Source organism: Nocardia wallacei (assembly GCF_029868745.1).
GTDB classification, from domain to species: domain Bacteria; phylum Actinomycetota; class Actinomycetes; order Mycobacteriales; family Mycobacteriaceae; genus Nocardia; species Nocardia wallacei_B.
The window spans coordinates 1-22,971 of the sequence record NZ_JARWOP010000286.1; the positions used below are offsets into that span (position 1 = coordinate 1).

Genomic DNA, 22,971 nt, shown 5'->3' on the forward strand with positions numbered 1-22,971 from the left:
ATCGAGTTGCTGGTCCGGTCCACGAATGCCAAGGGTGAACCGGTGCCCGGGCTTGGGGTCAACCCCCCTCCCGGTCCCCGGGGGGGGGGTCCGGGGGGGGGCCGAGCGGGTGCGGCGCCGGGCGGCATGCCGCCGGCGGGGCCCCACGGCCGCGGAACTTGTTGCGGCGGAACCGGTGCTGAAGAGGGCGCCCAGTGCGGACGCGGTGGCGGAGCCGGTGCCCGCGAGTGCGGGGCCGACTACCGAACCGGCGCCGGCCAGTGCCGAGCCCGTCCCGCCCACCGCGGAACCGAGCGCGGCCGAGCCGGTGTCCACCGCCGCGGAGCCCGTGCCGAGGACCGCCGAACCGGTGGCCGCTCCCGCGGAACCCACTGCGGCGGAACCGGTTCCACCGACCGCCGCGGATCCGGTGGCCGCGGCCGAACCCACCGCCGCCGAACCGGTGCCGAGAATACTGGCGGAACCCGTACCGAGCAGCGACGGCAGCTCCAGCAGCCCGATACCCGCGGCCGCGTCCCGAGCGGTCGGATCGGCCGAGGGTGACTGCCGCGACGAGTTCGGAGATCCCGGCGAGGACGGGGCCTGTGCGACGCCGTCCCGCGACATCGGGCCCTGCGAGGCTTGATCCTGCGAAGACTGGTATTGCGGGGCTCGATCCTGCGAGGACTGGCCCTGCGGCCCCTGGTATCGGGGTGGATCGCCCGCGCCGGATCGCCCGGGAATGCTCAGGGGCGCGCCGCTGTCACCATCGCCCGAGCCGAAGGGGGCGCACTGCGGACAGCCGCCATTGGGCTGTGCCTGCGCCGCGAGGGGCCCCAGCAGGCCGCAACCGGCGACTATTCCGGCAACTGCCGCTACGCGCGCTATGCGACCAACGGTCATGCGCTTGCCTTCCCCTCATCGTTCAGCGCAGATCTTCAACCCGGTCGCCTCTACATCCGGGAATACAACGGACGCCGATCATCATAACTGCCGGGTGTTTGCTCCCGCAGTGGGATCGTGTGACGTGCCCCACCACCGGGTATGCACGTCTATCGACCCCGCCGGGACGGCCCGGGCGGGAACGACGAGCCGGATGCGCCCGCCGCGCCGAGGCTCGGACCTCGGCAACAGCCGGGCCACACCCGGTTCCTCACAACTCGCACAAGGTCATTCGACACCGACCGGGCGCCGGATCGAAACCGCGGGGAAGGGTGCGGCGCGTCGTGCGATTCGGTCGTTCGTGTCGGGCAGGGGAAGGATCAGGCGCCGTACACCGGCTCCGGCGGCGTCGCCTTGGCAATCAGCTCGCGCACCACTGCGCCCAGCTCCGCGGGCTCCCAGCGGGCGCCGCGATCCACCGGCGAACCGTGCCGCCAGCCGTCGGCCAGGGCCACCTTGCCGCCCTCCACCTCGAACATGCGGCCGGTCACACCCGCCGAATCCGGGCTGCCCAGCCAGACCACCAGCGGCGAGATGTTCTCCGGGGCCATCGCGTCGAAGCCGTCCTCGGGCTTGGCCATCATGTCGGCGAAGACCGTCTCGGTCATCCGGGTCCGGGCGCTCGGCGCGATGGCGTTCACCGTGACCCCGTAGCGCGCGAACTCCGCGGCCGCGGTGATGGTCAGCGCCGCGATCCCCGCCTTGGCGGCGCCGTAGTTGCCCTGGCCGACGCTGCCCTGGAGACCGGCCCCCGAGCTGGTGTTGACGATGCGGGCGTCGACCGGGCGTCCGGCCTTCGACTCCGCGCGCCAGTACTGCGCGGCATGCCGCATGGTGGCGAAGTGGCCCTTGAGGTGCACCCGCACGACCGCGTCCCACTCCTCCTCGGACAGGTTCACCAGCATCCGGTCGCGAACGATCCCGGCATTGTTGACCAGCACGTCCAGGCCGCCGAAGGTCTGCACGGCCTGATCGATCAGCCGCTGCGCACCTGCCCAATCGGCGACGTCGTCCCCGTTGACCACCGCCTTGCCGCCGAGTTCGAGGATCTCCTCTACGACCTGGGCCGCCGGGGAATCCGCCCGGGGCGTGCCGTCCAATTCCGCGCCGAGGTCGTTGACCACCACATTGGCGCCGGCGGCGGCGAAGGCGAGCGCGTGCGCGCGGCCGATGCCCCCGCCCGCACCCGTCACGATGACGGTGCGGCCCGCACAGATCCGGTCGGTGTTGTCTGCCATGTTCGTCGCTCTCATTTCGATTGTGCTGCGTGGGTTTTCGACGCGTCGTTGGCCGTGGCCGCGGCCAGGAACGCCGGCCGTTCGCCGCCGCCGTGCACCAGCAGCGACCCGCCGCTGACGTAACCGGCCAGCGGCGAGGCCAGGAACAGGGCCACCTTGCCGATCTCCTCGGGCGCGGCCAGCCGCCCCAGCGGGACGGTCGCGCCGACCGCGGCGATCCCCGCCTCGTCGCCGTAGTGCAGGTGGCTGGATTCGGTGCGCACCATGCCCACGATCATCGAATTGACCCGCACCTTCGGCGCCCACTCCACCGCCAGCGAGGCGACGAGGTGGTTGATCCCGGCCTTGGCCGCACCGTAGGCGGCGGTGCCGGGCGAGGGCCGGAAGCCGCTCACACTGGAGACCATCACGATCGAACCGCCGCCGGGCTGCTCCTGCATCACCGCATTGGCCGCACGCGAAACCAACAGTGGCGCAAGCAGATTCAGCTCTACGATCTTCGAATGAAAGTTGTCGCTGGCCTCGGCGGCGAGCGCGAACGGCGCCCCGCCGGCGTTGTTGACCACGTGATCGAGGCGGCCGTACCGCTCCACGACGGTATCGATCAGGGTCCGCACCGAGTCGCCGTCGCGCACGTCGCACGGCAGGAACTCCGCCGTGCGGCCGGAGCTGGTGACGGGGGTGTCGGCGGGGCGGCGCGCGCAGGTCACCACGGTCGCGCCCGCATCCAGGAATACCCGGCTGATACCGGCGCCCACTCCCCGCACGCCGCCGGTGACCAGGGCGACGGATCCGGACAGGTCCACTTCGATTGCCACCGTGATAACCTACCAAGCACTTGCTTGTTTGGCCAACGAATGGACATGCGATGGGGATCAACCGTCACACCGAGACCTCGGGCATCGAGGTCGTCACGATCGACTATCCGCCGGTCAACGCGCTGCCCACGGCCGGTTGGTTCGATCTGGCCGACGCCGTCACGGCGGCCGGGCGCGATCCGGAGACCAAGGTGGTGGTGCTGCGCGCCGAGGGCCGCGGCTTCAACGCGGGCGTGGATATCAAGGAGATCCAGCGCAATCCGGGCCACCAGACCCTCATCGATGCCAATCACGGCTGCTACGCGGCGTTCGGCGCGGTGTACGACTGCCAGGTACCGGTGATCGCGGCGGTCAACGGATTCTGTCTCGGCGGCGGCATCGGCCTGGTGGGCAATGCCGACGTCATCGTCGCCTCCGACGACGCCACCTTCGGACTGCCCGAGGTGGAGCGCGGCGCGCTGGGCGCGGCCACCCATCTGGCCCGGCTGGTGCCGCAGCACATGATGCGGACGCTGTTCTACACCGCGAGCACGGTCACCGCGCAGCAGCTGCATCACTTCGGGTCGGTGCACAAGGTGGTGCCGCGCACCGAATTGGACTCGGCCGCACTGGAAGTCGCCAAGAGTATCGCCGCGAAGGACGGCCGGGTCATCCGGGCCGCCAAGCGCGCCCTCAACGGCATCGACGTGCAGGACGTGCACCGCAGCTACCGGTACGAGCAGGGCTTCACCTTCGAGCTGAACCTGGCCGGAGTGTCCGACGAGATCCGCGCCAAGTTCGACGAGGACCTGGCGGCGAAACGGGGTGGAAATTGATGCGCGACAAGCGAACAACGCTCGACGAGGCGGTCGGGCAGCTGCGCAGCGGCATGACGATCGGCATCGGCGGCTGGGGCTCCCGGCGCAAGCCGCTGGCCTTCGTGCGCGCGCTGTTGCGTTCCGACGTCACCGATCTGACCGTGGTCACCTACGGCGGGCCGGATCTGGGGCTGTTGTGTTCGGCGGGCAAGGTGCGCAAGGCCTACTACGGCTTCGTGTCGCTGGACTCGGCGCCGTTCTACGATCCGTGGTTCGCCAAGGCGCGCACCGGCGGCGAGATCGTGGTCCGCGAGATGGACGAGGGCATGGTGAAGTGCGGTTTGCAGGCCGCGGCGGCCCGGCTGCCGTTTCTGCCGATCCGCGCCGGGCTGGGCTCGGACGTCCTGAAGTTCTGGGAGGGCGACCTGCGCACGGTGTCCTCGCCGTACCCCGACGCCGACGGCCGCACCGAGACGCTCGTCGCCATGCCCGCCCTGACGCTGGACGCCGCCTTCGTGCACCTGGACCTCGGTGACCGACACGGCAACGCCGCCTACACCGGCGTCGACCCCTACATGGACGATCTGTACTGCCTGGCCGCCGAGCGCCGCTTCCTGTCGGTGGACCGGCTGGTGGATACCGAGGAACTGGTGAAAGCCGTTCCGCAGCAGGCGATCATCCTCAACCGGATGATGGTCGACGGCGTGGTCGAGGCCCCGGGCGGCGCACACTTCACCTTCTCCGGCAGCTACGGCCGCGACGAGCGGTTCCAGCGGCACTACGTCGAGGCGGCCGGGGAGCCCGAGACCTGGGCCGCGTTCAAATCCCGGTACCTGGACGTCACCGAGGACGAATACCAGGCCGCGGTCCGCGAATTCGCAGAGGAGCGCCGATGACCGACACCACCACCGCGACCCGGGCCGAGGTGTGCGCGGTCGCGTGCGCCGAGATCTTCCGTGGCGCAGGGGAAATCATGGCCAGCCCGATGTCGCCCACGCCGACGATCGGCGCGCGACTGGCACGGCTGACCTTCGAACCGGATCTGCTGATCTCCGACGGTGAGTCGGTGCTGCTCGCCGAGACCCCCGCACTGGGCGCGAAAGCCCCTGCGGAGGGCTGGATTCCGTTCGGCAAGGTCTTCGACGTGGTGGCCTCCGGGCGACGGCACGTCGTCATGGGCGCCAACCAGATCGATCGGTTCGGCAATCAGAACCTGTCGGCGTTCGGTCCGCTGCAGCAGCCGAATCGCCAGATGTTCGGCGTGCGTGGCGCGCCCGGCAATACCATCAACCACGCCACCAGCTACTTCGTACCGCGGCACGGCAAGCGGGTGTTCTGCGAGCAGGTCGACATCGTGTGCGGTGTCGGTTACGACCGCATCGACCCCGAGAATCCGGCGTTCCGGTTCCATCACCTGCACCGCGTGGTGAGCAACCTCGGTGTGTTCGACTTCGGCGGCCCCGGCCACACGTTGCGGGCGCTGTCGCTGCACCCGGGCGTGACCGCCGACGAGGTCGCGGAGAACACCTCGTTCGAGGTGGCCGAGCTGGAATCCGCGCCGGTCACCAGGTGGCCCACCGACGAGGAACTGCGGATCATCCGAACCGTGCTGGACCCCAAGGGCATTCGGGACAAGGAGGTCCGATGACCGCCCGGATCAGGACCGCGCTCACCGACCTGGTCGGCATCGAACATCCGGTCGTACAGACCGGCATGGGCTGGGTGGCCGGACCACGCCTGGTCGCCGCCACCGCCGACGCGGGCGGGCTCGGCATCCTGGCGTCGGCCACGATGACCTTCGCGGAACTCGAGGCGGCGATCGCGAAAACCAAGGCGCACACCGACAAACCATTCGGCGTCAACATCCGCGCCGACGCCACCGATGCCCCCGAGCGGATCGAACTGCTGATCCGCGAGCAGGTCCGGGTGGCGTCGTTCGCACTGGCGCCGAAGCGGGAACTCATCGCGCGGCTCAAGGACGCCGGTGTGGTGGTGGTGCCGTCGATCGGTGCGGCCAAACACGCGGTGAAGGTCGCCTCCTGGGGCGCCGACGCGGTGATCGTGCAGGGCGGCGAGGGCGGCGGGCACACCGGGCCGGTCGCCACCACGCTGCTGCTGCCGTCCGTGCTCGACGCCGTGGACATCCCGGTGGTGGCGGCCGGCGGCTTCTTCGACGGTCGCGGGCTGGCCGCCGCGCTGGCCTACGGCGCGGCCGGAGTCGCGATGGGCACGCGGTTCCTGCTCACCCAGGAGAGCACGGTGCCGGACGCGGTGAAGCGGGAGTACCTGCGGCGCGGACTGCAGGACACCGTGGTGTCGCTGAAGGTGGACGGCATGCCGCACCGGGTACTGAACACCGAACTCGTGGACCGGCTGGAACATTCGGGCCGGTGGCGCGGGCTGGCGGCCGCGGTATCGAACGCCACCAAGTTCAAGAGCATGACCGGGATGAAGTGGTCGACCATCGTCCGCGACGGCCTGGCCATGCGAAAGGCCAAGGACCTCAGCTGGTCTCAGGTGGTCATGGCCGCCAACACCCCGATGCTGCTGAAGGCCGGGCTGGTCGAGGGCAACACCCAGGCGGGTGTGCTGGCGGCCGGACAGGTCACCGGCGTCATCGAGGACCTGCCCACGGTGCGGGAACTCATCGATCGCATAGTCGGCGACGCGGCGGCGCGCATCGATGCGCTCGCCGCGCTGCGCGACGGCGCGAACGCGGCACCCGGGTCGTAGACCCCGGACGTGGCGAGGGTGCTCGATCACCAGGGCAGCACGCCGTACTCGTCACCGTCCGCCGCACCCCAGATGTCCCCAGAGCTGCCCGGTCGGCCCGTCCTCGGGCAGCGCGGCCAGGTGCACGATCGGCTCCGCGCCCTGCTCGACGGTCCGCCGTCGCCGATCTGCGCCGCCTACGCGCGCTATCCCGGCAATCGCGCACTGGCCGAGCTGGTCACCGAATTGCTCGGCACCGCACCGCGTTTCGCCCGGATGTGGTCCGAGCACGAGGTCGAGGTGCGGCGCGGCCACCGCAAGAACGTGCGGCACCCGGTGTTCGGCCCGCTGGAATTCGAATGCCAGGTCCTGCACATCTCCGACACCGACCAGCGCATGATCCTCTACTGCGCCGATCCCGGCTCGCCCGCCGACGCGGTGTTCCGCCGAATCGGTTCGGCCGCCGGCGCACCGGCGTCCTGACGCGGGGTGACCCGCACCCGGTTGTCGTGGAAGACGGCGCCGCCGCCGAAGTCGGAGTCGCGTTCGGCGATGGTGGCATTGACGGTGGCGCCGCCGGTGAACTTGGCCCAGCGGCCCTTGGTGGTGGCGGCGACGCCAGGGCGGACACGGTCGGAGATCTCGGCCGTCGCCTCGAAGGCGCCGCGCGCGTTCGACACGAGAACCGGTGTGCCGTCGGAGATATCGCGGGCGGCCGCGTCCTCGGGATGCAGGGTGATGCGGGAATCGCCCGCGCGGCGGCGCAGTTCGGGGTTGTTTCCGAACGTGGTGTTCAGGAAGTAGTGGGAGGCCGCGGAAATCAGGACGAGCCCATCTCCCGCATCCGCAGGTGGCGTATCACTCGCCAACAAATCCCGGCCGACCAGCTCCGCAGGCGGCGTGTAGCCGGGTAAGGGATCGTGGCCCGCCATTTCCGCACGCGCGGAGCGGAAGTTCAGCTTGTCCGCGGGCACCGGGCCCGGCTCGACGCGCAGGAAGCCGTCCGCGCGCAGTCGCTCGACATCGAAATCCTTCAGCAGCAGCCGAGCCAGGTCCTCGTCGGAATCGTAGAGGGACGGCTCGTCCAGGTTCATCCGCCGGGCCAGGCGGCGGAATGTCTCTGTGGTGGACAGGCATTCGCCGGGCGGCGCCACCGCCGGCTCGTTCCACACCAGGTACATGTTCCCGTAGGCGGCCAGCACGTCCAGATGTTCGGGCTGCATGGTGGCGGGCAGCACGATGTCGGCGTAGTCCACGGTATCGGTCGGAAAGTGTTCCAGCACAACGGTGAACAGGTCCTCGCGAGACAGTCCCGCGATCACCCGGCCCTGGTCCGGGTTGGAGCCGACCGGGTTGGCGGCGATCACGAACAGCGCCTTGACCGGTGGGTCGTCGACCGTGAGCAGGCCGTCGCCGATCCGCGTCTGCGACAGCATCCGCACCGGTTTCGGCAACAGGTCGAACCGCACCAGCTCCGGCAGGTTCAGCTTGAAGTGGCCGGTAGTCGAATAGTGCAGTCCGCCACCGGGAATCGCCCAGTCGCCGGTGACGCCCGGCAGACAGGCCAGGGTGCGCAGCGCCATGCCGCCACCCGCATGCCGCTGGATGCCCTGGGAGGCGCGGATCGCGGTGGGCCGGGTGCGGGCGATCCGCTCGCCGAGCGCCTCGATCCGCTGCTGCGGCAGGCCGGTGATCTCCGCGACCCGCTCCGGCGTGAATTCGGCTATGCGGGTGCGGAATTCAACCCAGCCCTCGGTGTGTGCGGCGAGGAAACCGGTGTCGTGCGCGCCCATCGACACGATCACGTGCATCAGGCCGAGTGCCAGCGCGGCGTCGGTGCCGGGCAGCGGCGCGAGGTGCTCGTCACAGCGTTCGGCGGTGCGGGTGCGGACCGGATCGATCGCGACGGTGTAGGCGCCGCTGTCCTGGATGAACTTCCAGACGTGGTGGCCGGAGGTGAGGGGGTTGGTGCCCCACAGCAGGATCAGCTTCGAGCGCGCGAAATCCTCCGGGTCCATCCCGCCCGAGGTGCCGAGCGTGTATTTCATCCCCAGCGTTCCCGAGATCGAGCAGATGGTCGGGTCGTGCAGCGACGAGCCCAGCACATTGAAGAACCGCCGCCCCGAAAAGCCTTCCAGCCCTTGGATATAGCCGAGGCTACCGGTGCCGTGGAACGGCCAGATGGCCTCGCCGCCGTACTCGTCGATGATCCCGCCCAGCCGCGTGGCGATCTCGTCGAGCGCCTCGTCCCAGCTGATCCGCTCGAATCGGCCCTCGCCCTTGGCACCGACGCGCCGCATCGGATACGTGATCCGACCCGGCGCGTGCAACTGCTCGAGATACCGGTTCACCTTCACGCACAGCGCGCCGCGGGTCACCGGATGTTCCCGGTTGCCCCGCAGACCGACCGCCCGGCCGTCCTCGACGGTCACCACCCAGGAGCACGCGTCGGGGCAGTCCAGCGGGCACGCACCCAGCACCTTCACCCCACCGATGGTAGGGGTCTGTCCGCGAGTCAGCTCAGGCGCTCGATGATGGTGACGTTGGCGGTGCCGCCACCCTCGCAGATGGTGAGCAGGCCGTAGCGGCCGTTGACCCGCTCCAACTCGTTGAGCAGGGTGGCGAACAGCTTCGCGCCCGTCGCGCCCAGGGGGTGGCCGAGGGCGATGGCGCCGCCGTTGACGTTGACCTTGTCCGGGTCGGCGCCGGTCTCCTTCAGCCAGGCCAGCACCACGGGGGCGAAGGCCTCGTTGATCTCCACGACGTCGATGTCGTCGATCGTCAGGCCCGTCTTCTCCAGCGCCCACTTGGTCGCGGGGATCGGGGCCGTGAGCATGTAGATCGGGTCGGCGCCGCGCGCGCTCACGTGATGGATGCGCGCCCGCGGCCGCAGCCCGAACTCCTCGACCGCCCAGTCCGAGGCCAGCAGCGTCGCGCTGGCGCCGTCGGAGATCTGGCTCGCGACGGCCGCGGTGAGGCGGCTGCCCTCGCTCAGCGGCTTCAGTCCGGCCATCTTCTCCAGGCTGGTCTCGCGCGGGCCCTCGTCGATCCAGAAGTCGCCGACCGGCACGATCTCGCGGTCGAACTTGCCCTCGGCGATGGCCTTGCGGGCGCGTTCGTGGCTGCGCAACGCCCAGCGCTCCATGTCCTCGCGGCTGATGTCCCACTTCTCGGCGATCAGCTGCGCGCCGTGGAACTGCGACACCTCACCGGTGCCGTAGCGGTGGTCCCAGCCCTGCGCGCCGACGAACGGCGATTCGAAGCCGTACTCCTTGCCGGCCAGCATCGCCGCCGAGATCGGGATGGCGCTCATGTTCTGCACGCCGCCCGCGACGATCACCTCCGCGGTGCCGCTCATGATGGCCTGCGCGCCGAAATTCACGGCCTGCTGACTCGATCCGCACTGCCGGTCCACGGTGACACCCGGAACGGCCTCGGGGTAACCGGCGGCCAGCCAGGCGGTGCGCGCGATATTGCCGGCCTGCGGGCCGATCGCGTCGACACAGCCCAGGATCACGTCGTCGACCTGGATCGGGTCGATCGCGTTGCGGCCCAGCAGCCCCTGCAGGGCGGCCGCGCCCAGGTCGGCCGGGTGCACGCCGGCGAGCGCGCCGCCGCGCTTGCCGATCGGAGTGCGCACGGCATCGATGACGTACGCCTCCCGCAGAGGTGCGTACCGACGGCGGGCAGACGGTGCAGACATATCTGACGACTCCTACTCGAGTTGCGCTTCGGGATTGGTGAGTCCGTCCAGCACGATGGTGAGGTATTGCTTGGCGAGGTTGTCCACGGTGATCCGGCCACCGGGCTGGTACCAGCGCACGGCCACCCACACGGTGTCGCGCAGAAAGCGGTATGCCAGTTCGATATCCAGTTCGGGGCGGAAGCTGCCGTCGCCGACACCGCGGCTGAGCACCTGGTGCCACAGCTCGCGGAATTCCTTGTTGTACTGTTCGATGTACTCGAAACGTGGTGTGCCGCTGAGCCTTTTGGCCTCGGCTTGGTAGATGGCCACGGCGGCGTGCCAGCGGTCGAAGGATTCGTAGGACGCGATCACCAACGCCTCCAGCGTGTCTCGCGCCGGCAGGCCCGAGGCGGCGATCTCGCGATAGCGGCCGAACAGGTCGTCCAGGAAGCCGCGCAGGATCTCGTCCACCATCGATTCCTTGGAGTCGAAGTGGTGGTAGAGACTGCCGGATAGAATCCCGGCCGCGTCGGCGATGTCCCGGACCGTGGTCGCACGCAGCCCGCGTTCGGCGAACAGACCGGCCGCCAGGGCGAGCAGTTCGTTGCGACGTGCGGATTTGGATGCGTCAGCTACGGGCACCCGCCCATCGTACAACCAAGCGTTTGCTTGGTCCATCGCGCTCAGCGACATGCTCCACCGCGCTCCGGGCTCGGACCACCGCACGCTCAGCGGATCGAGAAGCGCAGCGGCGAGGACACCGACAGGTCCGCGAGCAGCCGATCGCAGATTGCCACCGGCGACACACCGGCCCGCGCCATCCGCGCGACCAACGCCAGCCGCCGCTCGCAGCTGTCCCATTCGACCGTGAGCGGACCCCGGCCCGGCCCCGCGTCGACGGTCGCCATCGCCCGCGGCGGACCGCCCGGCGTGGGCACCTCGCTGATCTTCAGCACCATGCCGCGCTGCCACGCGCGGTAGGTCTCCATATCGGCGCCGACCACCAGCTTGTCGGTCGCGGCACACAGCCCCTCGGCGATGCCGTCGGCGAACGCGTCGCGGTCGAAGCTGAGCCCCCGGCAGCGCCGCACCACCGCGAGTAGATCCGAGCGCACCTCGCAGAGCAGCGCGGTCTGTTTGCGCCGGCGCCGGGCCGAGTCGGTGTCGTCCACGCCGGGCGGCAACAGGCCGATGCGCTGGGCGCGCAACCGGTCGCGTGTCATGTCCGAGCGCAGCGCAGCCTGCGGATCCCGAGCGACGTCGGCCTCGTCCACCGAGTACGCCGCGAGAATCTGCGCGGCCCGCATCGCGGTCGCGTATTCGGAGGTGTGGTCGAGAAGTTCGGCGCCGAGAGTGAGTGCGGCCAGCACGACACTGTCCAGCCGCCGCCGGGCCAGCACTGCCTCACGCACCAGCTCGACTTCGGTTTCTTCGTTGTCTTCCTGACGACGGTCCAGTCCCATGGATGGTGGTCCCTTCGAGAAATTAGGAACCGGCCTCCCTCAGGATTGCACACCCGGGCCTGGTCGGCGCCACCCATTTTCCGTGGTCGCCGCGGACGCTCGTCAGGCGCGCTGGCTGCTCACCGAGACCACCTCGCCGGTGAGGTACGAGGTGTAGTCGCTGGCGAGCATGGCGATGGTGGCCGCCACCTCCCACGGCTCGGCCGCGCGCCCGAACGCCTCACCGGCCGCCAGCCGGTCCAGCAGGTCGGCGGAGGTGACCTTGTCCAGGAACGGATGCCGGGCGATGCTCGGCGCGACCGCGTTGATGCGCACCCCGAGTTCCGCGGCCTCCACCGCGCTGCAGCGGGTCAGCGCCATCACGCCCGCCTTGGCGGCGGCGTAGTGGGCCTGGCCGTGCTGGGCGCGCCAGCCGAGCACGCTGGCGTTGTTCACGATGACGCCGCCGTGGCCCGCGGAGCGGAAGTAGTTCAGCGCCGCGCGAGTACAGCGGAAGGTGCCGTTGAGGGTGATGTCGAGGACGCGGTCCCACTGCTCGTCGGTCATGTCGACCACCGGTGTCTCGCCGCCCAATCCGGCGTTGTTGACCAGAATGTCGATGCGGCCCAAGCGTTCCGCGGCCGCGCGGATCAGCTCGTCGACCTGCTCGGTGCTGGTGACGTCGCAGACCACCGCGGCCACCCGGCGGTCCGGGTGGGCGGCGGCCAGTTCTTCCTCGGTCTGCTTCAATCGCCGCTCGTGCCAGTCGGAGACGACGACGTCGGCGCCCTCGTCGAGCAGGCGCCGCGCGGTCGCCGAACCGATGCCGGTGCCCGCGGCGGCGGTCACCACCGCGGTCCGCCCGGCGAGCAGGCCGTGGCCGGAAACCGGCTGGGGCGCAACGGAAAGGTCTGTCACAGGATGGTCCTTCCTAGCGAGCCTCACGCGGCAGGCCGAGCACGCGTTCGGAGATGATGTTGCGCTGCACTTCGTTCGAACCGCCGTAGATGGTGTCGGCGCGGCTGAACAGGAACAGCCGCTGCCATTCGTTCAGATCGTCGGGCAGGGCGATGAGGCCGGGCGCGCCCAATACGTCCATGGCGAGTTCGCCCAGACCGCGATGCCAGTTGGCCCACAACAGCTTCGACACCGACGCCTGGCCCGCCGCGGTCCGCGCGTCGACGGTGTCGTGCGCCGATTCGAGGGTGCGCAGCGCGTGCGCGCGCAGCACCCGCAGACCCACCCACGCCTGATCGATCCGCTCGGCGAGCACCGGATCGTCCAGCGCGCCATTGTCTTTCGCCATCGCTTCCAGATCGGCCAACTCGCGCGCGAACCGGATCTGCTGGCCGACGGTGGAGATGCCGCGTTCGAAGGTCAGCGTGCCCATCGCGACCCGCCAGCCCTCGCCAGGCTCGCCGACCACCAGATCGGCCGCGGTACGGGCGTTGTCGAAGAACACCTCGTTGAATTCCGCGGTGCCGGTGAGCTGGATGATCGGCCGCACCTCGACACCGGGCTGTTTCATCGGCACGAGCAGGTAGGACAGCCCCTGGTGCCGGGACGAGCCGGGCTCGGTGCGGCAGATCGCGAAGCACCAGTCGGCGACGTGCGCCAACGAGGTCCAGATCTTCTGGCCGTTGATCGCCCACTCGTCGCCGTCGCGCCGCGCCGAGGTGGTGACGGCCGCCAGGTCGGACCCGGCGCCGGGCTCGGAGTAGCCCTGGCACCACAGCTCGGTGACGGTCTTGATGCCGGGCAGGAAGCGCTGCTTCTGCTCCTCGGTGCCGAAGGCCAGCAGTGTCGGGCCCAGCAGTTCCTCGCCCAGGTGCGAGACCCGGCTCGGCGCGTCGGCCTTGGCGTACTCCTCGTGGAAGATCACCTGCTGGCGCAGCGTGGCCTCGCGGCCGCCGTACTGCCGGGGCCAGCCGAGGCAGGTCCAGCCGGCCGCGGCGAGGTGGCGATCCCACTCCAGCCGCTCGTCGAAGGCCTCGTGCTCGCGACCGGGCCCGCCCAGGCCGCGCAGTTCGCGAAACTCCCCGTGCAGCTTCTCGGCCAGCCATTCGCGCACGTCGGCGCGGAATTCGGCATCCTGGGAGGATTCCGCCGCGGTACCCGAATCGTGGGTCTGGATCACACTCACTCCGGTAGAGTAACCTACCAAGCACTTGCTTGTTAACCGACAGATTTCCGACTTCGCGGCTCGCCGCGGGAGGACGACCGTGACAACCCCTGCGCAGACCACTCCCCTCGCCCTGCACGAGGCGGCCCGCCGGCACGGTGCCGCGACCGCGGTCATCGACGGCGACGTGCGCCTGAGCTGGACGCAGCTGCTCGACGCGGTCCGGCGGACGGCCGGGGCGCTGCTGGCCCGCGGCGTCGAGCCCGGCGACCGGGTCGCCATCTGGGCGCCCAATACGTTCCACTGGGTGGTGGCCGCGCTGGCCGCGCACTACGCCGGCGCCGCCCTGGTGCCGCTGAACACCCGCTACGTCGCCGAAGAGGCGGCCGATGTGCTGGGCCGGGTGCACGCGAAGGCGCTGTTCGTCACGGGGCCGTTCCTCGGGCGCGATCGCGCGGCGGAATTGCGTTCGGCGGCACCGAGTCTGGTGATCGATACGGTGATCGTGATGCCGGGGGACACCGACTCGGACATGTCCGTCGACACCACCTCGGTCGACACCGCCCCCGTCGACACCGCCCCCGTCGACACCGCCCTCGTCGACACCGCCCTCGTCATTCCGGCACGCTTTTTGCCGGGATCCACATATGGATACCGGCCAAAAGCACGCCGGGATGACGAGGGAACAGTTCCACGCCGGGATGACGGGGGGACGGATCAGAGTCACACGGCTGCTGTCGTCCGATGGGCGGAGCTGGCGGGACTCGCCGCTCAGGTCTCACCCGACGAGGTGATCGCACGCGCGGAATCCGTTGACCCCGAGGATATTTCGGACATCCTGTTCACCTCCGGCACGACCGGGCGCAGCAAGGGCACGCTGGTCGCACATCGCCAGGCCCTGGACGTGGTGCGGGCATGGGTGGAGTGCGCCACGCTGAACAGTTCCGACCGCTATCTGGTGATCCCGCCGTTCTTCCACAACTTCGGCTACAAGGCGGCCATGCTGGCCTGCGTGGTCACCGGTGCGACGATCGTGCCGCAGGCCACCTTCGACGTGCCGGAGACGATGCGCCTGGTGCACGAGCAGCGCATCACCGTGCTGACCGGACCGCCGACGATCTACCAGACCATCCTGGACCACCCGGCCCGCGCCACGTCCGACCTGAGCAGCCTGCGGGTCGCCGTCACCGGCGCCGCGACCGTGCCGGTGGTGCTGGTCGAAAGAATGCGCACCGACCTGCAATTCGATGTCGTGGTGACGGCGTACGGCCTGTCCGAGTCGGCCGGCTTCGGCACCATGTGCCGCCCCGACGACGACGCCGAGACCATCGCCAACACCTCCGGCGGACCGATCGCCGGATTCGAGCTGCGCATCGCCGACAACGGCGAGGTGCTGCTGCGCGGCCCCAACGTCATGCTCGGCTATCTCGACGATCCCGAGCACACCGCCGAGACCATCGACGCCGACGGCTGGCTGCACACCGGCGACGTCGGCGTGCTCGACGACCGCGGCTACCTGAAGATCACCGACCGGCTCAAGGACATGTACATCGCCGGTGGCTTCAACGTCTATCCGGCCGAGGTGGAGCAGGCGCTGGCCCGGCTGGACGGCGTCGCCGAATCCGCGGTCATCGGCGTGCCGGACGAGCGGATGGGCGAGGTCGGCAAGGCCTACATCGTGCGCCGGTCCGGCGCCACACTCACCGCGGACGACGTGCTCGACCACGCCAAACGCACGCTGGCGAATTTCAAGGTGCCGCGTTACGTCGAGTTCCGCGACCAGCTGCCCTACAGCGCCGCCGGGAAAGTGCTCAAACGGCAACTACGTGAGGAGATTTCGTGACAACCGATGGTGTGCAGCCGAGTGGAGACGGCCCCGACGAGGGCGAGGTCGTCACCTACGAGCGCCGCGGACCGGTCGCCGTCGTCACGATGAACCGGCCGCGGTACCGCAACGCGCAGAACTCGGTGATGACCTACGCCCTCGACGCGGCCTTCGCGCGTGCCGTGGCCGACGCCGAGGTGAAGGCGATCATCCTGGCGGGCAACGGCGAACACTTCTCCGCCGGGCACGACATCGGCACCCCGGGCCGCGACCACCGGGCGCACTACGACAACAAGGCCGTGCTGTGGTGGGACCACGTCGACCGGGCCGGCGGCGACCAGCGCTTCGCCCGGGAGTCCGAGGTGTACCTCGGGATGTGCCGTCGCTGGCGCGAGATCCCCAAGCCCACCCTCGCGGTCGTGCAGGGCGCCTGCATCGCCGGCGGGCTGATGCTGGCCTGGTCCTGCGATCTGATCGTGGCCGCCGAGGACGCCTTCTTCGCCGATCCCGTGGTGCGCATGGGGATTCCGGGTGTGGAGTACTTCGCCCATCCTTGGATGCTCGGCCCGCGCCGCGCCAAGGAGATGCTGTACACCGGCGACCGGTTCACCGCCGCACAGGCTTACGAGTGGGGCATGGTGAATCGCGTTGTGCCGCGCGAGGAGTTGCTGACGCACGCCCTGGAGCTGGCCGAGAAGATCTCGGCCATGCCGCAATTCGGGCTGGCGCTGACCAAGAAGGCCGTCAACCAGTGCGAGGACCTGATGGGGATGCGCGCGGGCATGGACGCGGTGTTCGGCCTGCACCACTTCGCGCACGCGCACAACGCCGAGGTCGGCACGGACTCGCTGGGCGGCATGACCGCCGAGTCGATGAAGGCGAGTGCGACCGCCGACCACACCGAGCAGAACGGGATGAAGTAGATGGATCTGGACTACGACGTCGCTGTCGAGGAGTTCCGGCTCGAGGTCCGGGAGTTCCTGCGCGCCAACGTCCCCGCCGCGCCGCTGCCGTCGATGGACACCCGCGCCGGGTTCGAGGCGCACCGCGCCTGGGAGCGCACCCTGGCCGACGCTCGGCTGTCGGTGGTGTCGTGGCCGCGCGAGCACGGCGGCCGCGACGCGTCGCTGCTGGAGTGGGTGCTCTTCGAGGAGGAGTACTACGCCGCCGGCGCGCCCGGACGGGTCAGCCAGAACGGCATCTTCCTGCTCGCGCCGACGCTGTTCGAGCACGGCACACCGGAGCAGCTGGCGCGCATCCTGCCGCGCATGGCCCGCGGCGACGACATCTGGGCGCAGGCGTGGTCGGAACCGGAGGCCGGCAGCGACCTCGCGGGCATTCGGTCGACCGCCCGGCGCGCCAACGGCGGCTGGGTGCTCAACGGGCAGAAGACGTGGAGTTCGCGTGCGGCGTACGCGGATTGGGCGTTCGGATTGTTCCGCAGCGATCCCGAGGCCGAGCGGCATCGCGGCCTCACCTATGTGATGTTCCCGCTGTCCGCGGACGGCGTCACGGTGCGGCCCATCCCGCAACTCGACGGGGAACCCGGATTCGCGGAGATCTTCCTGGACAACGTGTTCGTCCCGGATCGCGATGTGATCGGCACGCCGAACGAGGGCTGGCGGGTGGCGATGAGCACCTCCAGCAACGAGCGCGGACTCTCGCTGCGCAGTCCGGGCCGGTTCAACGCGACCGCGCGGCGGCTGATCGAGCTGTGGCGCAACACCTCCGACGCGGCCGACACCGCGGCGCGCGACCGCGTGGTGGACGCCTGGGTCGGCGCGGAGGCCTACCGGCTGAACACCCTGGCGACGGTCACCCGGCTGACCGAGGGCGGCAAGCTCGGCGCGGAGTCCTCGGTGAACAAGCTGTTCTGGTCCGAACTCGACATCGCCATGCACGAGACCGCCCTGGACCTGCTCGGCCCCGCCGCCGAGCAGAGCAGCGGCTGGACCGACGGTTACCTGTTCTCGCTGGCGGGCCCGATCTACGCGGGCACCAACGAGATTCAGCGCAACATCATCGCCGAGCGGCTGCTCGGCCTGCCGCGGTAGGGGTGCACGACGCATGCGCACTCGAACCACCCAGTACCACCCGCCCTTCGATTGGACCGCTCGATGAGATTCGCCCTCTCCCCCGAACAACGGGACTTCGCCGACAGCCTGCGCAAGATGTGCGACGCGGCCGGGACGCCCCGGATCATTCGCGCCTGGAGCGGTGGTGACCACCGCGGCGGCCGCGGGCTGATCCGCCAGCTGGCCGGGGCGGGCGCGCTGGGACTGGCCGTCGACGAGGACCACGGCGGCATGGGCGCCGAGCCGATCGACCTGGTGGTGGCGCTGCAGGAACTCGGCCGGGCGGCCGTGCCCGGTCCGCTGGTGGAGACGGCGGCGGTGATTCCCACACTGCTGCAAGCGCTTCCGGATACCGCGCTGGCCCGGCGGTGGCTGCCCGCCTTCGCCGAGGGCCAGGCGCTCGGCACGATCGCGCTGTCCCCGGACGCACCCGCGGTGGACGCCGACACCGCCGAGGTGGTGCTGGTCGCCGACGGTGACCGGCTGTTGGTGGGGCACCGGGCAGACCACGTCCGCTCGGTCGACGCGGCGCGGCGGTTGTTCACCGTGGTGGCGGATGACGTTGTGGCCGAGGGCGATACGGTGCGCGCGGCCATCGACGCCGCGTTCGACGCCGGGGCGCTCGCCGCCGCGGCGCAGGTCCTCGGCGCGGGGCGGACACTGCTGGAGACGAGCGTGGCCTACGTCAAGCAGCGGCACCAATTCGGTAAGCCGATCGGGCAGTACCAGGCGATCAAGCATCATCTGGCGAATGCGCTGATCGGCCTGGAGATGGCCGAGCCGCTGCTGTATCGCGCCGCGCTGAGCCTAGATTCACCGGACCGCGCCCGCGACGTGTCGGCGGCCAAGCTGGCCTGCGCCGACGCGGCCTACCGCACGGCCCGCATCGCATTGCAGGTGCACGGCGCCATCGGCTACACCGCCGAGTTCGATCTGTCGCTGTGGCTGACGAAGGTCACCGCGCTCCGGTCCGCCTGGGGCACAGCGGAATTCCATCGCGCCCGAGTCGGTGCGGCACTGCGGGAAGAGACGGGGAGCCGGGTATGAGCAGCGCAGCGGAGTTGCAGGAACTCGCCGCGACGGTGCGGGCCGTGCTGGCCAAGCACGGGGACCGGGACGTGCTGCGGCGCGCGATCGACAGCGAGCGCGGTTACGACGAGCGGCTGTGGCAGCTGCTGTGCGAGCAGGTCGGTGTAGCGGCACTGGCGATTCCGGAGGAATACGGCGGTATCGGCGCGGGGGTCGGGGCCGCGCTGGTCGTGGTCGAGGAGCTGGGCCGCACCCTGCACGCGCCGCCCATGCTCGGCTCGGCGGTGCTCGGAACGCAGGCCCTGCTGTGGTCCGGCAATGCCGAGGCCTGCGAACGACTGCTGCCCGAAGTGGCCGAGGGCGCCCGCACGCTCGCACTGTGCTGGGCCGGTCCGCGCGGCTGGGACGACTTCGGCGTCCGAGTGGATAACGGAAAGCTCACCGGCACAGCGCATTACGTACTCGACGGGCTCGCCGCAGACACGCTGATCGTGCTCACCTCCGCCGGACTGTACGAAATCGACGCCGCGGCAACCGAAATCACCCGCGCGACCGCGCCGACGATGGACCCGACCCGCAAGCTCACCGAGATCACCTTCGACGGCGCCCCCGGCCGCGCGCTCGGCGGCGACCCGGCCACCGTGACGACCCTGCTGCGCGACATCGCCTGGGCGGCGGTGGCCGCCGAGCAGGTCGGGGCCGCGGACCAGTGTTTGCAGCTGACCGTCGACTACACCCGGTCCCGCGTGCAGTTCGGCCGCCCGATCGGCAGCTTCCAGGCCCTCAAGCACCGCATGGCCGACATGTACGTGCTGGTGGAGTCGGCCCGCTCGGCCGCCTACGCCGCCATCGCCGGGCTGCCCGAACGCACCGGCGCGACGGCACCGGCGCCCGTGCACCCCGACGCGGCCCTCGACCTCGCCGCCGCCCGCATCCACTGCTCCCACGCCTACAGCGCGGTCACCGGCGAGATGGTCCAGATGCACGGCGGCATCGCCATCACCTGGGAACACGAGGCCCATCTCTACTTCAAGCGCGCCCACGCCGACGCCCAACTCTTCGGCGCCCCGGTCCGCCCCTTGGCCCGCCCGGCCTGAGACACCGAGGGTCGCAGGCTACTTCTCCAGTTCGTTGATCAACCGTCCCAGATCTGCAAGAGCCTTTCGACGAGCGCGCATCACATCCATGTTGGATTCGTCGAGACGCTTCGCGAAGTCGAGGAGCTCCATTGCCTTTCGTGCCAACGCCATCAGCTCCGTCCGGCCGATATGCGCCTCCACCAGCCATGGGACCGCTTCATCGGCGAGGATCACAAAGGTGTGCGGCGCCAGTACACCGTCGATCGCGATCACCTTGAACAGGTCTTGGACGGCATCCACGGCCAAGGCGGCCGACTCCAGCGACCGGCTCTTTCTCGCCATCTGGAGACGGACACGGGCGAACGTCGTCAGGACCTTGCTGTCGTCTTCTCCACCCTCGAGCGTGCGGGCCGTCATCAACGCGTTCAGCGCGAGGGCCGGAGCGCCTTTCTCGAGTTCGTAAGAGCCCCGCTGCAGCCAGTAGTGAAAGTCGTTGTCCAGCAGATATTCGACACTCTCATAGATATCCCTGACATCCTGTACCGACAACCTCATACGGATCATGTAGGAATGGTTCATGAGCGCGATGAGCACTCGGCGCTCCGGCAGGGAATTGTCGGGGCGGTCGCTGGCCGCTGCGGCGTAAGCACGCAATGTTCCGGCCAGCACCGACGAGAAGATCCCGCGTTTCTGCAGGTACTTCCGCACCTCCTCGGCAATGACCCGGTGGCGCACGGCGTAGTATATTCCGCCGTCGACGCTCTGCATCAGTCCGCTGTCCTCCAGACGATTCAGCGCCTCCCATTTCAGATTGGGGTCACCGTCCGCCGATTCCATGGCGATATCCGGAGTGATCACACCGCTCTCCGCGGTAGCCAATGCGGCCGCGCCGTAAATGCTCAGGTCCAGATCGACGAGCGAATCACATTCACTGGATATTCTCTTGGCGAGGGAGAGACCGTAAGTTATCTGCATCATTCCGACGAGCAGCTGACCTTCGGAATCCTTCATCAGCATGTCGCTCAGGTCTCGATCGGACCAGCGCCGGTTGGGCACCATATTATGGTCACGGAGTTTCGCGACGAGCCGGGCCGCATCACCCACCGTGAGATTTCTGTCGTCGAAGCGTTTGAGGCCGGGCACCGTTTCTATCATGTTGTACCAGACCGATCTAACGCCGGCGATGACGATTCTGCGCTTCTTCCGGTATTTGGCCAGATCGCTCAGCAGCCGCTCCGCCCAATCACCGAAGCCGTCGGCGTCGTCGACGATTATCACCTCGTAGACATCGGCGTCCACCTTGTCGACTATGCTGGAAATTCGACTTATCTGCTGCCCCGACCGTGACCCTACCCACCCGACCGCGACGCCCTTAGCAACCAGTCGGAGCGCGATTTGCATCAGGGTTGTCGTACGGCCCGACCCGGCCGTTCCGGACACCACCAGTATGTCACCCGGACTGCATTTATCGATTCTCTCCTCGAGCCTGTCCAGTACCGACAACTCCGCCGGTATCCTGTCCACCACGTCGCCCCACTTGGGCTCCAGACCCCGTAGATATTCGCGCCGCCCCGGGCCCGCGTGCAGCGTTTTCGCCCGCACCGACAGATCGATCCCCGCACTCTGGCGGCTACGTCGTCGTGAGATTCTGTCGAGTCCCTCGGATACTTTCTGATTCGATGTGGACAGGCAGGAATTGGCGAACTCTGCGACGGAGGATCGGATCCATTGAACGCCATAGGTCGACAGCGCCGCCTCGTAGACCTTGGGTAGGTTCGGACACACCAGAAACGCCGCAGGCCTGATTCTGTCGTTGGTTGCGCTGCGCCGGGTTATATAGGCCCACAGGTCGGTGTATGCGATCGAATCCGTCAGGAATACGACGGTGGATCGCGCCAGTAGCTGTGCGGAGAATCTGGTCCAGGCCCCGTAATGTTCGGATGCCGGAGCTTCCGTGCCGAACCTGATATCACCCGTCCCGTCATCGGCGACCACTCCGTTCATGTGGTAGAGGAATCTGTCCGTCACACCCGGCAATCGATAGGGCGCCGTCGTGGCGTCGACGACGCTGTAGTCCAGCGGCTTCAAGCCCGGGACCGACCGTAGTTTGTCCACCGCAGCGAGCGGAGACAGATTCAGGACGGCGGCCCACGGTCCGGACAGTACGCGGTGAGTCAAACTCACCATGGCGTCCGACGGCTGCCCGAAGTGTTTTCGCAACAAGGCCCGTGCGGTGGCGGCGTCCTTACCTTTAAGGGTGTGAAACAGCATCTGCGATGATGCATGGTCATCGTCCACATTGCCGAGACCCAGATTACTCGACGCCTCCGACCGAAAGGCTTTGAACGGCGTCTCCGCACCCTCTCCGTCGATAGCGGCGATATCACCGAGCACCGCCGTCATTCCGCCGGAACGCACCGTTTCGAAGAAACGTTTCTGCACTTCTTCTCTACTGTATCCGTCGCTCGCCGCCAGCTCTTTCACAGGCTTCAGCGGCGTCGGCCTGCCCGTCGGATGTGGCGTCGAGGCCGATCGCGGATTCGCAATTGTGAGGTTGTGCGCGCGTGTGGATATCTCACCCGGCTTCAGCCCGAAGGTAGGACTTCGATCGAATTGCGACGTACCGATCTGCGTGGTGGAGATACTTCTCGGCCATATCCGCGCCGTGACTCCGGAAATGTCTTTCCTGATGGTTATCACAGCGTAGCCGTGTTCACGACTGTACTTGTTGTTCGAGTTATCCCACTCGGCGCCGAAGAGCGACTGGCCCTGATGGATGAAATGCTGAGCTTCGGTCTGCACTCCTTCCAATCGATATTTCTCGAGATGCAGATGCCCGCACAGATGCAGCCGCACGGTAGTGGCGCCGTTGAAAACCACGTCGCGCACCTCGGCGGCATTCGACAACCAGCTCAACGGGTGGTGCGTGAGCAGTATCGACACGTCGTTATGCTGTGACCATTTCGGAAGGTTGCCGCCGCAGGCGGACTGCACCAGCGCGGGCGGTACACTCAGCACACCTTCCTGCGCCCAATCCGAGATATGACGAAAAGCCGTGTTGACACCGACAAATCCGATCCGCAAGCCATCCTTTTCGTAGGTCGACGCGAAGTCACCCGGCAAGCTACCGGTGGTATCGCGCGGCAGCATCGTCACCGGCGTTCGGCGAGCCCACGAAATATATTCCTCGAATACTTCCTCGATGAACTGACGGACTTCGGCACCCTC

20 protein-coding genes are annotated in these 22,971 nt (G+C 68.7%); 11 read left to right on the plus strand and 9 right to left on the minus strand.

All coding sequences use genetic code 11. The features are described 5' to 3' along the window. Positions 1-175: 175 nt before the first annotated feature. A complete protein-coding gene (locus QH470_RS25895; RefSeq protein WP_280274952.1) occupies positions 176-625 on the plus strand; it encodes a hypothetical protein in 450 nt (149 codons plus the stop codon). A gap of 616 nt (positions 626-1,241) precedes the next feature. Here the strand turns inward: QH470_RS25895 and QH470_RS25900 are convergent. Both QH470_RS25900 and QH470_RS25905 read right to left on the minus strand, forming a co-directional pair. Continuing rightward, positions 1,242-2,159, minus strand: a complete 918-nt coding sequence (locus QH470_RS25900; protein ID WP_280274953.1) for an SDR family oxidoreductase — start codon at positions 2,157-2,159, stop codon at positions 1,242-1,244. A gap of 11 nt (positions 2,160-2,170) precedes the next feature. Further along, positions 2,171-2,977 carry an SDR family oxidoreductase gene (locus QH470_RS25905; protein WP_425302782.1) on the minus strand — a complete coding sequence of 269 codons (807 nt, stop codon included), beginning with the start codon at positions 2,975-2,977 and terminating at the stop codon, positions 2,171-2,173. Between the two features lie 50 nt (positions 2,978-3,027). On the opposite strand from QH470_RS25905, the gene QH470_RS25910 reads away from it, so the two are divergent. From QH470_RS25910 to QH470_RS25930, 5 genes are read left to right on the plus strand one after another with little or no spacing between them, the layout of a single operon-like run. Continuing rightward, positions 3,028-3,792, plus strand: coding sequence for an enoyl-CoA hydratase family protein (locus QH470_RS25910; protein ID WP_280274954.1), 765 nt, complete (start codon positions 3,028-3,030; stop codon positions 3,790-3,792). Next, on the plus strand, positions 3,792-4,670 hold the full coding sequence (locus tag QH470_RS25915) for a CoA transferase subunit A (protein ID WP_280274955.1): 879 nt from the start codon (positions 3,792-3,794) through the stop codon (positions 4,668-4,670). The genes QH470_RS25910 and QH470_RS25915 overlap by 1 nt, the downstream gene beginning before the upstream one ends. Then, positions 4,667-5,422 (plus strand): CoA-transferase subunit beta, encoded by a 756-nt coding sequence (locus QH470_RS25920; RefSeq protein ID WP_280274956.1) that lies wholly within the window; start codon positions 4,667-4,669, stop codon positions 5,420-5,422. Before QH470_RS25915 ends, QH470_RS25920 begins: the two co-directional genes overlap by 4 nt. Further along, positions 5,419-6,507 carry an NAD(P)H-dependent flavin oxidoreductase gene (locus tag QH470_RS25925; protein WP_280274957.1) on the plus strand — a complete coding sequence of 363 codons (1,089 nt, stop codon included), beginning with the start codon at positions 5,419-5,421 and terminating at the stop codon, positions 6,505-6,507. The genes QH470_RS25920 and QH470_RS25925 overlap by 4 nt, the downstream gene beginning before the upstream one ends. 9 nt (positions 6,508-6,516) lie before the next feature. Then, complete coding sequence (locus QH470_RS25930; RefSeq protein ID WP_280274958.1) at positions 6,517-6,969, plus strand: MmyB family transcriptional regulator; 453 nt, start codon at positions 6,517-6,519, stop codon at positions 6,967-6,969. Here the strand turns inward: QH470_RS25930 and QH470_RS25935 are convergent. The 6 genes from QH470_RS25935 to QH470_RS25960 all read right to left on the minus strand — a co-directional run bounded on the left by QH470_RS25935 (position 6,891) and on the right by QH470_RS25960 (position 13,747). Then, positions 6,891-8,972 (minus strand): molybdopterin-containing oxidoreductase family protein, encoded by a 2,082-nt coding sequence (locus QH470_RS25935; protein ID WP_280274959.1) that lies wholly within the window; start codon positions 8,970-8,972, stop codon positions 6,891-6,893. The genes QH470_RS25930 and QH470_RS25935 overlap by 79 nt on opposite strands. Positions 8,973-9,001: 29 nt before the next feature. Next, on the minus strand, positions 9,002-10,153 hold the full coding sequence (locus QH470_RS25940) for an acetyl-CoA C-acetyltransferase (RefSeq protein ID WP_280274970.1): 1,152 nt from the start codon (positions 10,151-10,153) through the stop codon (positions 9,002-9,004). Positions 10,154-10,201: 48 nt separating this feature from the next. Beyond that, positions 10,202-10,813 carry a TetR/AcrR family transcriptional regulator gene (locus tag QH470_RS25945; RefSeq protein WP_280274960.1) on the minus strand — a complete coding sequence of 204 codons (612 nt, stop codon included), beginning with the start codon at positions 10,811-10,813 and terminating at the stop codon, positions 10,202-10,204. 86 nt (positions 10,814-10,899) lie between these two features. After that, a complete protein-coding gene (locus tag QH470_RS25950; RefSeq protein ID WP_280274961.1) occupies positions 10,900-11,634 on the minus strand; it encodes a hypothetical protein in 735 nt (244 codons plus the stop codon). Between the two features lie 102 nt (positions 11,635-11,736). Then, positions 11,737-12,531: an SDR family oxidoreductase gene (locus QH470_RS25955; RefSeq protein ID WP_280274962.1), complete on the minus strand. Its 795-nt coding sequence runs from the start codon at positions 12,529-12,531 to the stop codon at positions 11,737-11,739. A gap of 13 nt (positions 12,532-12,544) precedes the next feature. Next, positions 12,545-13,747, minus strand: a complete 1,203-nt coding sequence (locus QH470_RS25960) for an acyl-CoA dehydrogenase family protein (RefSeq protein ID WP_280274971.1) — start codon at positions 13,745-13,747, stop codon at positions 12,545-12,547. A gap of 88 nt (positions 13,748-13,835) precedes the next feature. Here QH470_RS25960 and QH470_RS25965 point away from each other — a divergent pair, with 88 nt between their 5' ends. The 5 genes from QH470_RS25965 to QH470_RS25985 all read left to right on the plus strand — a co-directional run bounded on the left by QH470_RS25965 (position 13,836) and on the right by QH470_RS25985 (position 19,761). After that, positions 13,836-15,578 carry an AMP-binding protein gene (locus QH470_RS25965; RefSeq protein ID WP_280274963.1) on the plus strand — a complete coding sequence of 581 codons (1,743 nt, stop codon included), beginning with the start codon at positions 13,836-13,838 and terminating at the stop codon, positions 15,576-15,578. Next, positions 15,575-16,483, plus strand: coding sequence for an enoyl-CoA hydratase (locus QH470_RS25970; protein WP_280274964.1), 909 nt, complete (start codon positions 15,575-15,577; stop codon positions 16,481-16,483). The genes QH470_RS25965 and QH470_RS25970 overlap by 4 nt, the downstream gene beginning before the upstream one ends. Then, on the plus strand, positions 16,484-17,614 hold the full coding sequence (locus tag QH470_RS25975) for an acyl-CoA dehydrogenase family protein (RefSeq protein WP_280274965.1): 1,131 nt from the start codon (positions 16,484-16,486) through the stop codon (positions 17,612-17,614). Between the two features lie 63 nt (positions 17,615-17,677). Continuing rightward, positions 17,678-18,682, plus strand: coding sequence for an acyl-CoA dehydrogenase family protein (locus QH470_RS25980; protein WP_280274966.1), 1,005 nt, complete (start codon positions 17,678-17,680; stop codon positions 18,680-18,682). Continuing rightward, entirely contained in the window at positions 18,679-19,761 is a 1,083-nt protein-coding gene (locus tag QH470_RS25985) for an acyl-CoA dehydrogenase family protein (protein WP_280274967.1), read from the plus strand. Before QH470_RS25980 ends, QH470_RS25985 begins: the two co-directional genes overlap by 4 nt. A gap of 18 nt (positions 19,762-19,779) precedes the next feature. Here QH470_RS25985 and QH470_RS25990 read toward each other — a convergent pair whose 3' ends face one another. Beyond that, complete coding sequence (locus tag QH470_RS25990) at positions 19,780-22,893, minus strand: ATP-binding protein (protein WP_483243952.1); 3,114 nt, start codon at positions 22,891-22,893, stop codon at positions 19,780-19,782. Between the last annotated feature and the right edge of the window lie 78 nt (positions 22,894-22,971).